Annotated in this window: 15 protein-coding genes and 1 pseudogene; 7 read left to right on the top strand and 9 right to left on the bottom strand. The window is 69.6% G+C overall.

The window, feature by feature from the left end:
• The 3 genes from HMPREF9336_RS05475 to HMPREF9336_RS05465 all read right to left on the bottom strand — a co-directional run bounded on the left by HMPREF9336_RS05475 (window position 1) and on the right by HMPREF9336_RS05465 (window position 2,340).
• Window positions 1-948 (bottom strand): hypothetical protein, encoded by a 948-nt coding sequence (locus HMPREF9336_RS05475; protein WP_007469792.1) that lies wholly within the window; start codon window positions 946-948, stop codon window positions 1-3.
• Entirely contained in the window at window positions 945-1,709 is a 765-nt protein-coding gene (locus tag HMPREF9336_RS05470) for a L,D-transpeptidase (protein WP_007469790.1), read from the bottom strand. Before HMPREF9336_RS05470 ends, HMPREF9336_RS05475 begins: the two co-directional genes overlap by 4 nt.
• Window positions 1,710-1,860: 151 nt before the next feature.
• A complete protein-coding gene (locus tag HMPREF9336_RS05465) occupies window positions 1,861-2,340 on the bottom strand; it encodes a peroxiredoxin (protein ID WP_040585084.1) in 480 nt (159 codons plus the stop codon).
• A gap of 53 nt (window positions 2,341-2,393) precedes the next feature.
• Between HMPREF9336_RS05465 and HMPREF9336_RS05460 the strand changes: the two genes are divergently transcribed.
• From HMPREF9336_RS05460 to trpA, 5 genes are all read left to right on the top strand, one after another.
• Window positions 2,394-3,956 carry an anthranilate synthase component I gene (locus HMPREF9336_RS05460; protein WP_007469787.1) on the top strand — a complete coding sequence of 521 codons (1,563 nt, stop codon included), beginning with the start codon at window positions 2,394-2,396 and terminating at the stop codon, window positions 3,954-3,956.
• A 70-nt stretch (window positions 3,957-4,026) separates the two neighbouring features.
• Window positions 4,027-4,590: a Trp biosynthesis-associated membrane protein gene (locus HMPREF9336_RS05455; protein ID WP_156920298.1), complete on the top strand. Its 564-nt coding sequence runs from the start codon at window positions 4,027-4,029 to the stop codon at window positions 4,588-4,590.
• 96 nt (window positions 4,591-4,686) lie between these two features.
• Complete coding sequence (trpC, locus tag HMPREF9336_RS05450) at window positions 4,687-5,502, top strand: indole-3-glycerol phosphate synthase TrpC (RefSeq protein ID WP_007469784.1); 816 nt, start codon at window positions 4,687-4,689, stop codon at window positions 5,500-5,502.
• Window positions 5,499-6,743, top strand: coding sequence for a tryptophan synthase subunit beta (gene trpB / locus HMPREF9336_RS05445; protein ID WP_007469781.1), 1,245 nt, complete (start codon window positions 5,499-5,501; stop codon window positions 6,741-6,743). Before trpC ends, trpB begins: the two co-directional genes overlap by 4 nt.
• A complete protein-coding gene (gene trpA, locus HMPREF9336_RS05440) occupies window positions 6,740-7,534 on the top strand; it encodes a tryptophan synthase subunit alpha (protein WP_007469779.1) in 795 nt (264 codons plus the stop codon). Before trpB ends, trpA begins: the two co-directional genes overlap by 4 nt.
• A gap of 162 nt (window positions 7,535-7,696) precedes the next feature.
• Here trpA and HMPREF9336_RS05435 read toward each other — a convergent pair whose 3' ends face one another.
• The 3 genes from HMPREF9336_RS05435 to HMPREF9336_RS05425 are packed head-to-tail and all read right to left on the bottom strand — an operon-like array spanning window position 7,697 to window position 9,501.
• The gene (locus HMPREF9336_RS05435; protein WP_007469778.1) at window positions 7,697-8,470 is read right to left on the bottom strand and encodes a hypothetical protein; all 774 of its coding nucleotides are present in this window, start codon (window positions 8,468-8,470) and stop codon (window positions 7,697-7,699) included.
• A gap of 60 nt (window positions 8,471-8,530) precedes the next feature.
• Complete coding sequence (locus tag HMPREF9336_RS05430; protein WP_007469777.1) at window positions 8,531-9,097, bottom strand: hypothetical protein; 567 nt, start codon at window positions 9,095-9,097, stop codon at window positions 8,531-8,533.
• Window positions 9,098-9,102: 5 nt separating this feature from the next.
• The gene (locus HMPREF9336_RS05425) at window positions 9,103-9,501 is read right to left on the bottom strand and encodes an HIT family protein (RefSeq protein ID WP_007469776.1); all 399 of its coding nucleotides are present in this window, start codon (window positions 9,499-9,501) and stop codon (window positions 9,103-9,105) included.
• An 80-nt stretch (window positions 9,502-9,581) separates the two neighbouring features.
• Between HMPREF9336_RS05425 and purD the strand changes: the two genes are divergently transcribed.
• Together purD and HMPREF9336_RS05415 are read left to right on the top strand one after the other, a co-directional pair.
• Entirely contained in the window at window positions 9,582-10,835 is a 1,254-nt protein-coding gene (purD, locus tag HMPREF9336_RS05420; RefSeq protein WP_007469775.1) for a phosphoribosylamine--glycine ligase, read from the top strand.
• Window positions 10,836-10,965: 130 nt separating this feature from the next.
• Window positions 10,966-11,256 carry a hypothetical protein gene (locus tag HMPREF9336_RS05415; RefSeq protein ID WP_007469774.1) on the top strand — a complete coding sequence of 97 codons (291 nt, stop codon included), beginning with the start codon at window positions 10,966-10,968 and terminating at the stop codon, window positions 11,254-11,256.
• A gap of 15 nt (window positions 11,257-11,271) precedes the next feature.
• On the opposite strand, the pseudogene rlmB reads toward HMPREF9336_RS05415, so the two are convergent.
• The 3 genes and pseudogenes from rlmB to ispF all read right to left on the bottom strand — a co-directional run.
• Window positions 11,272-12,183 (bottom strand): annotated as a pseudogene (gene rlmB, locus HMPREF9336_RS05410) (23S rRNA (guanosine(2251)-2'-O)-methyltransferase RlmB); the annotation flags it as partial.
• Window positions 12,165-13,598 carry a cysteine--tRNA ligase gene (gene cysS, locus HMPREF9336_RS05405; RefSeq protein ID WP_007469772.1) on the bottom strand — a complete coding sequence of 478 codons (1,434 nt, stop codon included), beginning with the start codon at window positions 13,596-13,598 and terminating at the stop codon, window positions 12,165-12,167. The pseudogene rlmB and the gene cysS, both read right to left, overlap by 19 nt.
• Entirely contained in the window at window positions 13,595-14,095 is a 501-nt protein-coding gene (ispF, locus tag HMPREF9336_RS18900; RefSeq protein WP_244431638.1) for a 2-C-methyl-D-erythritol 2,4-cyclodiphosphate synthase, read from the bottom strand. Before ispF ends, cysS begins: the two co-directional genes overlap by 4 nt.
• Between the last annotated feature and the right edge of the window lie 23 nt (window positions 14,096-14,118).

The raw sequence follows: 14,118 nt of genomic DNA, 5'->3' as shown, positions 1-14,118 counted from the left end.
CTACAAGTTCTGCAGCCGCCGAGCGGCTTCCTCGCTGTCCAGCTCGGCGCGCAAGACGGGGTCGCGCCAGATCGTTTCGACCTGTCGGACGAATCGCTCTGGGTCCGGCAGCTCGTCCAGCGGCAAATACGCCGCCGCCTCCCCGTCGGCCCCAATGATCGCGAGCACGTCGACCTCGCATTTCTCGGTCTCCCATTGCCAGGAGAGGAGCGCTCGCGATTCGTCCCAGTCTGGCCGTGCCCGGTATGAGAGCGCGAGCGATTGGCGCTGGAAAGCAGCGATGTCATCCCAGAACACCGGCTCATGTCGCAGCGCCGAAGGGAGCCAGATCCCGCTCGGTGCGGCAACAATGGCGAAACTGGACCGACCTGCTCCCCGGAACCAGGCGACGAGGACCACGAGCGCCCCGACCGCGCCAACGAGGATCGTCAAGCCGCCGTACCAGTGGACGAGACCGGCCCCAGCTCGGCGCGTCCACTCTCCTTCGGCTCCGAAAAACAGCAGCGCCCCCAGCGTGGCAAGCAGCGCCGCCGCCAAGAGCCTGCCCACGTTTTTCATTTGGATATCGGCGCTTCGGAGCGGATAGCGCACGCCCGCCGGTCCCGTGCGCGCGGAAGCATGGTGATCGCGCTGCGGCTCGCCGAGCGGGCGCAGCGGCGGCAACGTCCGCAGTCCGCGCGGGCGCTGCCGGAAACGGTTCACGAAGAACAGCACCGTGCAGAGGGACGGCACGGCGCTCAACGCCAAGAACCCCCACAACTGGCCTGCCTCGTTCTTCCTGCCCTCAGCGGAATACACGAAAACGAGGGCGCTGAGGGAGAACGGGACGAGGAAGAAAAGGAAGATGGAGCGCGAGAGCCCCACCCAGCCGACGTACTTGCGCCTGCCCTGCGCGGACCTCGGCAACAACAACCATTGCGGGGACCTCGGCTTCAGCGGCTCTGTCACGCGTTGATGATGACCGGATCCCCGATGCCGACGGTGTTGTAGTACCAGGCCGCGTTCTCGGAACTCAGGTTGATGCAGCCGTGGCTCACGTTCGCCTTGCCCTGCGAGGCCACCGACCACGGGGCCGCGTGCACGTACACGCCGCCCCAGGTGACGCGCACCGCGTTGTACACGGTGAGCTTGTAGCCCTCCGGGCTGTTGAGCGGGATGCCGATGGTCCGCGAGTCCATCACCACCGGGTTCTGCTTCTCCAGCGTGGTGAACGACCCGACCGGGGTGGGGTGCTTGGGCCTGCCCATCGAGGCGGGCATCGTCTTGACGACCTTGCCGTCGATCTTCACGGTGAAGGTGTGCTGGCTGATGCTCGCGATGCCGACCACCTCCGCGCCGGTGCGGAACTTGTGCGGGTAGCCCGCCGCGACCACGGTGACCGTCGAGTGCGAGGGCCAGTATCCGCTCGGGGTCCAGCGCATCGTGGCGTCGTCGGGCCAGCTGAAAGCCCCGTCCGGGACGTTCGAGGCGGAGAAGCCGACGGCCTGCTGCGCCGCCGCGCGATCCGCGACCGGGCCGGCGAAACGAATGGTCACCGGAGCCGCCACGCCGACGGTCTCGCCCTCGGCGGGGGACACGGACACCACGCCGTTCTGAGCGGAGACCGTGCCGTCCGCTGTGGCGGCGGCCAGAGGAGCCGTGAGCGGCGCTGTCGTCGCGGCGACGGCCGCACCGATGATCGTCAGCGCATGTCGTACAAATCTCCGCATGATCCCAAATCCTCCTGAGCGCCGACGGAACCTCGTGGTCTGCTCCAGATTAGCCGGTGACCACCGGATCCTATGCGGATTTTCGGCTCATCCGCGGGCAATTGACGCCCAATAGACGCCTGGCCCGCCGGTTTGCAGCGCCCCAGCTCCGTTACGGATTCCAGCTCCGCAGGAACTCCAGCGCCTCGTCGGCGTGCGCCTTGCCCCGGAACTCGTGGAAGATCGCCTTGAGCACCTTGCCGTCCTTGTCGAGCACGAAGGTCGACCGCTTGACCGGGCTCAGCCCGCCAAGGCCGCCCTTGACCCCGAACGCGGCCGCCGCTTTCCCCTCCTTGTCGGACAACAGCGGGTAGTCCAACGAGCGGCCCGAGACGAATCCGGCCTGGCCCGAGACGGAGTCCTTGCTGATCCCGACCCGCTGCACCGAGCCCCAGCCCTTTTCCCTCGCGAGCGCCTGGAACTGCGCGCCGAGGTCGCGGAACTGACAGGCCTGCACCGTGCACACCGGGCTGGAAGCCTTCGGGTAGAAGAACACGACCGTGGGGCCCTGCGCGAGGAACTCGCTGAGCTTGCGGGGCGCGCCCGTCTGGTCAGGCAGCTCGAAATCCGGCACGACATCGCCAACTTGCAGACTCATGCGCCCAGCCTACTCCTCGCGCCGGACGCGCTGAGATAATGACGGTTATGACTGTCAGCGCCCTCACCGGCAACGCCGCCTCCCACACGACCACGCGCGCAGAGTTCGAGGCGCTGGCGGGCGGGCGACGCGTGGTCCCGGTGACGCGCAGGCTCCTCGCCGACGCGGAGACGCCGGTCTCCGCGTTCCGCAAGCTCGCCGGGGACCGCGCGGGCACGTTCCTGCTCGAATCCGCCGAGCACGGCAAAACGTGGTCGCAGTGGTCCTTCATCGGGGTGCGCACCAGCGCCACGCTGACCTCGGTCGACGGCAAGGCCGTCTGGCGGGGAGCCCCGCCAGAGGGGATCCCGACCGAGGGCGAGCCGCTGCAGGTGCTCAACGAGGCCGTGCGGGCGCTGGCCACCGACCCCATTCCGGGCCTGCCGCCGTTGACCAGCGGGCTCGTCGGGTACCTCAGCTACGACGTGGTGCGCTGGCTGGAGAAACTGCCCGAGCGGACGCAAGACGATTTGCGCCTGCCCGCGATGACCATGCTCCTCGTCTCGGACCTGGCCGTGTTCGACCATCACGCGAACATCATCACCCTCATCGCCAACACCTTCCTCCCCGAAAGCACGGGGGCCGACCTCGACGCGCTCTACGCGCAGGCCCTCGCCCGGCTGGACACGATGACCTCGGACCTCGCCGCGCCCTCGCCGTCCACGGTGTCCGTCTTCGACTGGCCCTCGGCCGAATTCGACTCCCAGCTCACAGAGGAGGAGTACGGGCGCAACGTCCGGGCCGTAGTGGCCGAGATCGAGGCGGGCGAGGCGTTCCAGGTCGTGCCGTCGCAGCGCTACAGCATGCCGACGCAGGCGGATCCGCTCGACGTGTACCGGGTGTTGCGGGTGAACAATCCGAGTTCGCACATGTACCTCATCCGCGTCCCCGGCGAGGACGGCTCCACCGCCTTCCATATCGTCGGCTCCAGCCCTGAGGCGCTGGTCACCGTTCGCGGGCGCACGGTGACGACCCGGCCCATCGCGGGCACCCAGCCCCGAGGCGGGACGGGCGAGGACGACCTCCTCTTCGAGAAACGGCTCACCGACGACCCCAAGGAGAACGCGGAGCACCTCATGCTGGTCGACCTCGGGCGCAACGACCTCGGCAGGGTGTGCGTGCCCGGCAGCGTCCGCGTGGCCCGGTTCCGGGTCGTGGAGCGCTACAGCCACGTCATGCACCTCGTCTCCACGGTGAGCGGACAGCTGGCCTCGGACCAGACGGCGCTCGACGCGGTGCTCTCCTGCTTCCCCGCAGGCACCCTCTCCGGCGCGCCGAAAGTCCGGGCGATGGAGATCATCGAGGAGGTCGAGCTCACCCGGCGCGGCCTCTACGGCGGCGTGGTCGGGTACTTCGACTTCACCGGCCAGGCCGACACCGCCATCGCCATCCGCACCGCCGTCGTCAAAGACGACGTGGCGTACGTGCAGGCGGGCGGCGGCGTCGTCCTCGACTCCGACCCCTCCTCGGAGTACTGGGAGAGCCGGAACAAGGCGAACACCGTCCTGTCCGCCATCGCCGCAGCGCATACGATGCGCTCCCCGAACGAAAACAAGACGGAGCGCCCATGACGCAAACACCGCCATCGCCGCCACGACAGCGCCCATGGCGCTCCCCCGGCGAGCCAGGACGCGAGGCACGGTGAAGCGCCCCCTCGCGTTGGCTTCGCTCCTGCTCCTGCTCGGCGGGGCCGCCGCGTACGGGGCTTCGCGGAGCCTCTGGGCGCAGGCCGACGCGTACGACGGGCTCGGCGCGCCGCGCCACGTCCGACTGCTCGGCGCGGACTTCGCGCCGCTCACCGTCGCCCTCTCCCTCCTGCTGATCGCCGCCGTGCCCGCCGTCTTCGCGGTCAAGGGCTGGACGCTGCGGGGGATGGCGCTCGTCATCGCCCTCGCCGGGGCCGGGCTGCTCTGGTCGGGGGCGGACTGGCTCGCGAGCGACCCTGATCCGGCCCAGATGGCGCAATTGGCCGCCCTTCCCGAGCGCTACCAGGTCGACCACCTCGCGGCGAGCCGCGAGCCTGGCGCGCTCCCCGTCGCGGCGGGGCTGCTCGCCCTCGCCGCCGCCGCTTTCGTCCTGCGCGCCGCACGGGCCGCGCAGGGCCTCGGGAGCCGTTTCGACTCCCCCGGCGCGAAACAGGACCGGCCAGAGGAGGAACGCTCCGCCTGGGCGAGGCTCGACGCTGGCGAAGACCCCACGCTGTGAGCCTCGGGCGGCGTGATCTGAAAGCTCACAACCGCTCGGACGGCGCTGAGCGGAACCGCTGACGGACCTGACAGCGAAGCAGGTTATCCTTGGGGCATGTCGGAAACCGTTCTCGAGTCGATTGTCGCTGGAGTGCGGGAAGATGTGGCCGCACGCGAGGCTGCGCGGGACTTCGCGCAGATCAAATTGGACGCGGAAGCCGCGCCGGACCCGCTGGACGCCGCCGCCGCGTTGCGCGAGCCGGGCGTCGGCGTGATCGCCGAAATCAAGCGCGCGAGCCCGAGCAAAGGCGCCCTCGCCGAAATCGCCAGCCCCGCCGATTTGGCCCGGTTGTACCAGGAGGGCGGCGCGCGCGCGATCAGCGTGCTCACCGAGGAGCGCAAGTTCAAAGGGTCGCTCGCCGACCTCGACGCGGTCCGCGCCGCCGTCGACATCCCCGTGCTGCGCAAAGACTTCATCGTGACCACCTACCAGGTGCACGAGGCGCGGGCCCACGGCGCGGACATCGTGCTGCTCATCGTCGCGGCGCTGGACCAGTTCGCGCTCAGCTCGCTCTTGGACCGGGTCGAGAGCCTTGGCATGACCGCGCTGGTGGAAGTGCACAACGAGCAAGAGGCCGAGCGCGCGTTGGAGGCCGGGGCCACGGTCATCGGCGTCAACGCGCGGAACCTCAAAACGCTCGAAGTGGACCCCGAGACGTTCGCCCGCGTCGTTCCCGCGTTGCCCTCGAACGTCATGAAGATCGCCGAATCCGGCTGCAAAGGCCCTGCCGACCTGCTGAACTACGCAGCGGCCGGAGCCGACGCCGTGCTGGTCGGCGAGGGCATCGTCACCGCACCGGACCCGCTCGCCGCCCTTGTCGAGCTGGTCACGGCGGGGACGCACCCGTCTTGCCCCCGGCCCGTTCGATGAGCCCGGCGCAGCATATGCCCACCGCGAGCGAAGGCGTTCGCGTGCGGGCCGAGCAGGAGCCCGACGCGTCCGGCTATTTCGGCCGCTTCGGCGGGCGCCACGTCCCCGAGGCGCTCATGGCGGTCATCGACGAGGTCACCGACGCCTACGAGAAAGCGCGCTTGGACGAGGAATTCCTCAGCCAGCTCGACGCCTTGCAGCGCGACTACGTCGGCAGGCCCTCCCCGCTGTACGAGGCGAAGCGGCTCTCCGAGCACGCGGGCGGGGCGCGGATCCTGCTCAAGCGCGAGGATTTGAACCACACCGGCTCGCACAAGATCAACAACGTCCTCGGCCAGGGCCTTCTCGCGAGGAAAATGGGCAAGACCAGGGTGATCGCCGAGACCGGCGCGGGCCAGCACGGCGTCGCCACCGCGACCGCATGCGCCCTGCTCGGTTTGGAATGCGTCATCTACATGGGCGAGGTCGACACCGAGCGCCAAGCGCTCAACGTCGCGCGGATGCGCCTCTTGGGCGCCCACGTCTTCGCGGTGAAGACCGGCTCGCGGACGCTGAAGGACGCGATCAACGCGGCGCTGCGCGACTGGGTCACCAACGCCGCCACCACCTACTACTGCTTCGGCACTGCGGCCGGGCCGCACCCCTTCCCGATGATGGTCCGCGACCTGCAGCGCGTCGTCGGGCTCGAGGCGCGGACACAGGTGCGCGAGCAGATCGGCCGGCTCCCCGACGCGGTCGTGGCCTGCGTCGGCGGCGGCAGCAACGCCATCGGGATTTTCGACCCCTTCCTGCGCTACCACCAAGTGCAGCTCGTCGGGTGCGAGCCCGCGGGCGACGGGATGGACACCGATCGGCACGCCGCGACGCTCGTCGGCGGCTCCGAAGGCGTGTTCCAGGGCTCCTTCTCCTACCTGTTGCAGGACGAGGACGGCCAGACTTTGGAGTCGCACTCCATCTCCGCCGGGCTCGACTACCCCGGAGTCGGACCGCAGCACTCCCACCTGAAGGAGACCGGTCGCGCCCGGTACCTGCCGATCACCGACGCGCAGGCGATGGAGGCGTTCGACGTCCTCTGCCGCACCGAAGGGATCATTCCCGCCATCGAGTCGGCGCACGCCGTCGCGGGCGGCCTGCTGCTCGGCAGGGAGCTCGGCGAGGGCAGCGTGATCGTGGTGAACCTTTCCGGCAGGGGCGACAAGGACGTCGACACTGCCGCCAAGTGGTTTGGGCTGGACCTATGAGCATCCCCGAGTCCTCTGCCGACGTCATCGCCAAGTGCCAGACCGAGGGGCGCGCCGCGCTCATCGGGTACCTGCCCGCAGGCTACCCGGACCTGAAGACCTCGCTGCGCGCGTTCCAGATCCTCGCCGAGGAGGGTTGCGACCTCCTCGAAGTCGGCGTGCCGTATTCCGACCCGGTGATGGACGGCCCGGTGATCGAGTCCGCCGCGGTCGCCGCGCTGCAGACCGGCTTCCGGCTCAAGCATCTGTTCCCGCTCATCGAGGGTTTGCGCGAGAAGGACATCCCCGCGCTGGTCATGACCTACTGGAACCCTGTGTTCCGATACGGGGTGGACCGTTTCGCCACGGATCTGGAGAACGCTGGCGGTCTCGGCCTCATCACCCCGAACCTCATTCCGGAGGAGGCCGAGGCCTGGTTCCAGGCTTCGGACCGGTTGAACCTGGACCGGATCTTCCTCGTCGCCCCGTCTTCGACGCATGAGCGGTTGATCCTCACCACCAACTCGTGCCGAGGCTTCGTGTACGCCGCCTCGACCATGGGAGTGACCGGGGCCCGAACCGATATCTCGATGGACGCCGCCGAGCTGGTCGCCAGGGTGCGCAAAGCCAGCGGCATCGCGGTCGGCGTTGGCATCGGAGTTTCCAATGGCGAGGCGGCGCGCTATGTCGCGGGCTACGCGGACGCGGTGATCGTCGGCTCCGCGTTGGTCGCGGCGCTGAACAAGGGCGAGGACGCGTTGCGGAAGCTGGTGCGGGAACTGGCGGCCGGGGTGCGCGGCGAGTCCGTGTAGCCCGAAAACGCGCTTCTGGTCCTATCGGAGGCTTCTGGCCTCGGCGTTCGCGCAACGCCAGATCGTGGACTGGGGAAGGGGGATCTCCTCCCACTCCTGCGGGGCGGCTGCTGGGCTCCGGGGCGCCTCCCACGAGCCCTGCGCCATCCGGCTGGGCCGCGTCTAGCGCCTCGGGCGCGGAGTCCACAAGGCGTCGCAGCAGACCAGCATCTCTTCCCGCGACAGCTGCCCGAGCGCGAACTGCCCGACCAAACCCCTGATCTGGACGTGGCCGACCCGCGCGCTGTGCGCGTCCGGCCAGCCGCCCCGCGCGAAATGCTTGTAATCGCAATCGATCTCCGTGGTGACCACCATCGGACGCTCGTCCGGATGGTCCTCCTCCTGGCGGTCCCAGCCGGTCCACATCGTCTCGATCGTCCACCCGTACAGCCGCTCTCGCAGCGCGACGTCCGAGTACCAACTGCCCAGCGCGCGCAACGCGCGGAACTGCTCGTACGAGAGCAGCCGACCCTCGATGTCGTAATACCCGTCGATCTGCCGGGAATCCTCGTCCGAGGGCTCCTCGTCCTCGTCCCAATCCCCAGGGCCTTCTTCGGCCAGGCGCAGCGCGCGCAGAATCAGCGCCTCGACCGAAGCGTGGCCCTGGGCCGCGTCCGCGCGGCTCTCCCAATGCGCCGAGTGCTGGTTCTGCCCGCCCGGGTCGTGCACGTTCGTGCGGAAGATCCTCGGCAGCCCATCTTTCGGGAGATGCCACTCCTTGCCGGTCCACTCCGTGGTGATCAGCCAGCCGCGCACCACGCTGCGGCGGACGAGGGCGTACTGCGAGCCCATCGCTTGCAAAGTCGCCCACCAGCTCGCGTCGATCGGTTTGCCGTCGATGTCGAAGTGGTATTCGTTCGCCTTCGAGCGCGAAGGGTGCTCCGGTGTCGCGCTCACAGATGTCCTCTCGTCATCGAGGGCGAGGCCGGGTAGCCTCAAGCCTTATCAGCAGCGAGATCAGCTCGTGCACTCGCTGAGACCGATGATATTAATCGTATGCTCCTGCGGGGGTATCCCCGCCTTGGCGTCGTCCTCGATATTGATCCTGCTGCCGCGCCACGCGTCGATGGAGACGAGTTCGTTGTTGGACACCTGCACGCCGATCTTCGTGTGCACGTCTTCGAGCACTTTCTGCGTCTCGACGTAATGCCACCCCTGGTCGCGCAACTCCCGCAACCGCGCGGTGATCTCCTTGACCCGCTGCTCGGAGTACGGCACGTCGTACTCCTGCGACCAGGTCCACGGCGGCCCCTCGCCGACCGTGCCCGCCTTGCAGCCATGCTTCAAACCCCGGCTCGGGTAGTCCTGCGGCACCCCAGCCGCCCACGCCGTCAAGCGAATGACGTTCGCCTTGGCCTGCTCGAAATCGCGGTTGCTGGTCCGTTGCTGTTCCGCAGGGGCGAGGACGCGGAACCCGAGTATCCCCACCGCCGCGGCGAGCACGACGCAGCCGACGATGAGCGCCACGCGGAGCGCCTGCCCACGCCAGCGGGGACGGAACTCCTCCTCAGGAAAACGACTCATAGGATTCAGCTCGCGAGCGCGGACCTGATCCTCTCCGCTGCGGCCTCGAATTGGTCCGGCGTGACCGAACGGTCGGCGTTCTCGAAGCTGAAGTCGCCGAGTCCCCACGCGGGGAAGACGTGCACGTGCAGGTGCGGCACCTCGAAGCCCGCGATCAGCTGGCCCGCCCTCGGGGCGTCGAAGGCCCGCACCACGGCCTTGCCGATAGTCTGGGCGACCCTCATGACCTTGCCGAACAGTTCCGGATCGACGTTCTGCCAGTTGTCCACCTCCGCCCTCGGCACCACAAGGGTGTGCCCGGTGGAGATGGGCGCGTTGGAGAGGAAGGCAACGACGTCCTCGTCCTGCCACACGAAATAACCGGGGAGGTCCCCGGCGATCACAGCGCTGAAAACAGAAGCCACGCAGTAAGCGTACTCCTGCGGCCGAGCAGCGGCGCAATACACGTAGATCGCCGTTTGCTTGCCAGGTAGGCTTACTGCCCGTGAGAGTACTCGTCATTGGCTCCGGAGCGCGCGAGCACGCGTTCTGCCTCGCCCTCAAAGCCGACCCCTCCGTGACGGAAATCCACGTCGCCCCCGGCAACGCCGGCACCGCGCACGTGGCGAGGAACCACGCGGTGGACGTCGCAGACCCGGCTGGAGTCGCGGACCTCGCCGCCCAGCTCGCGGCGGATTTGGTGGTCGTCGGGCCGGAGGTGCCGCTGGTGCTCGGCGCTGCCGACGCGATCCGCGCCAAGGGGATCGCCTGCTTCGGCCCCTCCGCGCAGGCCGCGCAGATCGAGGGCTCGAAGAGTTTCGCGAAAGAAGTGATGGCCGAGGCGGGAGTCCGCACCGCGCGCAGCGAGGTTGTGGATTCGACCGCCCGGCTGGACGCGGCGCTCGACCGGTTCGGGCCGATCTGGGTGGTGAAAGACGACCGCCTCGCGGCGGGCAAGGGCGTGGTGGTCACCGAGGACCGCGCCGAGGCGCGCGAGCACGCGGTCGAACTCCTCGAACGCGGCCACCCTGTGTTGCTGGAGTCGTACCTGGACGGGCCCGAGGTGTCGCTCTTCTGCCTGGTCAACGGCGACCAAGTGGTGCCGCTCCTGCCCGCGCAGGACTTCAAACGGGCCTACGACGGGGACGCGGGGCCGAACACCGGCGGCATGGGGGCGTACACCCCCTTGCCCTGGCTGCCGCAGGCGCTTGTGGACCAGATCGTCGCCGAGGTCGTGCGCCCGGTGGCGGTGGAGCTGCAGCAGCGGGGCTGCCCCTATTCGGGCCTGCTCTACGCCGGGCTCGCCATCGGCCGCGAGGGCCCCGCTGTCGTGGAGTTCAACTGCCGGTTCGGCGACCCCGAGACCCAGCCCGTCCTCGCCCTCTTGCGCACCCCGCTCGGACAATTGCTGCGCTCGGTGGCGGACGGGACGCTCCTGGAGACGACCGAGCTGGAGTGGGAGCCCGGCTACGCCGTCGGCGTCGTGCTCGCGGCGGAGCATTACCCCGCGAAACCTCGCCTCGGCGACACGATCACCGGGGCCGTCGGGACTGGATTGGTCCTCGCCGGGGTCGACGAGAAAGACGGCGCGCTCGTCTCCGCCGGCGGACGCGTGCTCACCGCTGTCGGGATCGGCCCGGACATCGACGCGGCCCGCGCGCAGGCGTACGCGCGGATCGAGCAAGTGCATCTACCCGGCGGGCATTACCGGACCGACATCGCGCTGGCGGCGGCGCGCGGCGAGGTCGTCATCCCTTAACTACAGTGAGACCATGCGTCTTGTATTTTAGGCGGCGGGCGGAACCATAGCGCTGTGCGGCTGGACGGGCGGAGCGGCCGTCGCATGGGCCGACGACTCCTGCGGCCCCGCGCTCGCCGCACGGCACTGGGTGCTCGACTCCCCCCACCCCGCGTCGGGCTACGACCCGACCATCAACCGCGAGCGCGCGGAGTACGCGCGCTCGGTCGCGGCGAAGTTCCAGGAGGCCGCCGAGGAGGCCGAGGACGCGGCCATCCGCCAACGCCTCTCCGATGTCGCCAAAGCCGCGGGCTGGTTGGGCGACTACATCGATTCGCTCGGCCCCGACGGCAGGATTGACCCGCTGAACGCGGCGTACGGCCGGTTCGACAAAGCGGGGCTCGCGCTCAACGAGCTCTGCCCGCTGCGCTTGGACGACTGACCCGTCGCCGAGCCCTTAGCGGGCGCCGCGCCGCTGGCGCGCGATCTCCCCGAGCACGACCCCGGTGGCCACAGACACGTTCAGGCTCTCGACCTGGCCGGACATCGGGATCGACACCACGACGTCGCAGCTTTCGCGGACGAGCCGGGAGAGGCCCTTGCCCTCCGAGCCGACCACGAGCGCCAACGGCTCGGTGCCGACGAAGTCGTCAAGGCTGGTGTCGCCTTCCGCGTCGAGCCCGACCAGGAGCAGCCCCCGGTCCTGCCATTCCTTGAGCGTGCGGGTCAGGTTCGGGGCTTGCGCCACCGGCAGCCGGGCCGCCGCCCCGGCGGAGGTCCGCCAGGCGATGGCCGTGAGGCTGGCGGAGCGGCGGTTGGGGATGAGCACCCCGTGCCCGCCGAACGCGGCGGCGGACCTGATGACCGCGCCGAGGTTGCGCGGGTCGGAGATGTGGTCGAGCGCCACCATGAGCGCGGGCCGCCCGGAGTCCTCCGCCTCGACGAGCAGATCGGCAGGGTGGCGGTACTCGTACGGCTTGACCTTCAAGCCGATCCCCTGGTGCGGGGCTCCCGAGCTGCGCCGGTCCAGCTCGAACCGGGCGACCTCGGTGACCGGGACACCCGCGTTCCCGGCGAGCCGGACGCTTTCCGCGACCCGCTCGTCCGCGTCGATCCCGGACGCGACCAGAAGCTCGACGGCAGGCACTTTCGCGCGCAGGCACTCGAACACGGGATTGCGCCCGAGCACCCATTCCGGCGCGTCGGCGGCCTGCTTCACCGCGCGTGCGCGCGACTTCGCCGCAGCCTCCTGCGCCGCCGCCCGCCGCGCGGCGGGGTGGCCGGTCCTGGCTGTCGCGGGCGGGGTCGGGCCTTTGCCGCGCAGGCCTCGGCGTCTCGGTCCAAGAGCCATTAGGACTGGCCTCCGTTCGTCTCAGTGGATTCCGGTTTCTCCAGGGGCTCCGGAGCCTCCAAAGACCACTTCGGCCCGTCCGGCCCGTCCGTCACGTCGATCCCCGCTTTGCGCAACCGGTCTCGGACCTCGTCTGCCGTCGCCCAGTCTTTGTCCGCCCGCGCCGCCTCGCGGCGGGAGAGCTCCGCCTCCACCAACACGTCCAACGCGACGAGCGCGGCCTTCTCCTCCCGCCCCGAAGCCCAAATCGGGTCGAAGGGGTCGCAGCCGAGCACGGCGAGCATGGCGCGGACCGAAGCCGCTGTCGCCGCCGCCCCTGGCTTGCGCTCGGCCAGCTCGGTGTTGCCCTGCTTGGCGTGGCGCTGCAGCTCGGCGAGCGCCTTGGGCACCGCGAGGTCGTCGTCCAACGCCGACGCGAAATCGCCAGTCACCTCGCCGAGCGCGATCTCGCCGTACTCGTCCGCCGCCCGAAGGACGAAGGATTCGAGCCGCTTGTAGGCCACTGCGGCCTCGATGACCGCTTCGAAGGAGAACTCCTGGGTGGAGCGGTAGTGCGCGCAGCCGAGGTAGTAGCGCAGCTCCTGCGGGCGCACGGCGGTGAGCAGCTCTTCGAGGGAGAGCACATTCCCGAGGGATTTCGACATCTTCTCCCCGCCGAGGGAGAGCCAGCCGTTGTGCAGCCAGAACCTCGCGAACGAGTCCCCAGCCCCCCGCGCCTGCGCCAGCTCGTTCTCGTGATGGGGGAACACCAGGTCCATGCCGCCGCAATGGATGTCGAACTCCGACCCGAGGTACGTCGTCGCCATCGCCGTGCACTCCAGATGCCAGCCTGGCCGTCCAGGGCCCCATGGGGTCGGCCACCACGGCTCGCCGGGCTTCGCGCCTTTCCACAGGGTGAAATCGCGCGGGTCGCGTTTGCCCTCCGCCGCGCTCTCGCCCTGGTGCACGTCGTCGAGCTGATGCCCGGACAGCTTCCCGTACTCGGGCAGGGACCGGACGTCGAAGTACACGTCGCCCGCCCCGGTGTACGCGTGGCCCCGCTCGATCAGCCGCTCGATGCAGTCCACCATCTGCGTGATGTGCCCGGTCGCCCTCGGCTCGACCGACGGCGGGAGGACGCCGAGCCGGTCGTACGCGCTGGCGAACGCCCGCTCATGCGTGGCGGCCCACTCCCACCACGGGCGCCCCGCCTCGGCGGCTTTCACGAGGATCTTGTCGTCGATGTCGGTGACGTTGCGCGCGAAGAGCACGTCGAAGCCCTTGGCCTGCAGCCATCTGCGCAGCACGTCGAACACCACGGCGCTGCGCAGATGCCCGACGTGCGGCCTGCCCTGCACCGTCGCGCCGCAGAGATAGATCGAGACTTGGCCTTCTCTGAGCGGGTGGAACTCCCGGACCACACGGGTCCGGGTGTCGTAGAGGCGCAAGGTCACCCGGCGATCTTAGCGTTTCCGTGGCTGACAGGGTAAATCAGCGCGTTCGCCACTGCCGCGCGCCCCTCGCCCCGCCCGGTCAGCCCGAGGCCGTCCGTGGTGGTCGCCGCGACGCTCACCGGCGCGCCGAGCACCGCGCTGAGCCGCTCCTCGGCCTCCCTCCTGCGCGGCCCGAGCCTCGGCGTGTTCCCGACCACTTGCACGGCGGCGTTGCCGATGGCGAACCCCGCCGCTTCGACCAGCTTGCGCGCCTCAGCCAGCAGCAGCTCGCCGGACGCGCCCTTCATCTCGGGCCGGTCCGTGCCGAACACCGTCCCAAGGTCGCCAAGGCCCGCCGCCGAGAGCACCGCGTCCACCAGCGCGTGGGCGGCGACGTCGCCGTCGGAGTGCCCGGCGCAGCCGTCAGCCTCCGCGAAGAGGAGCCCCGCCACCCAGCACGGGCGGCCAGGCTCGATGGGATGGACGTCGATCCCGACCCCGGTCCTCGGCAGCGCCATCGAGGGGCCTCCTTCTGTCTTGC

This window comes from Segniliparus rugosus ATCC BAA-974 (assembly GCF_000185725.2).
Lineage (GTDB): Bacteria > Actinomycetota > Actinomycetes > Mycobacteriales > Mycobacteriaceae > Segniliparus > Segniliparus rugosus.
The sequence above is the reverse complement of the archived record's forward strand: the minus strand, read 5'-3'. Positions and strand labels throughout refer to the sequence as shown.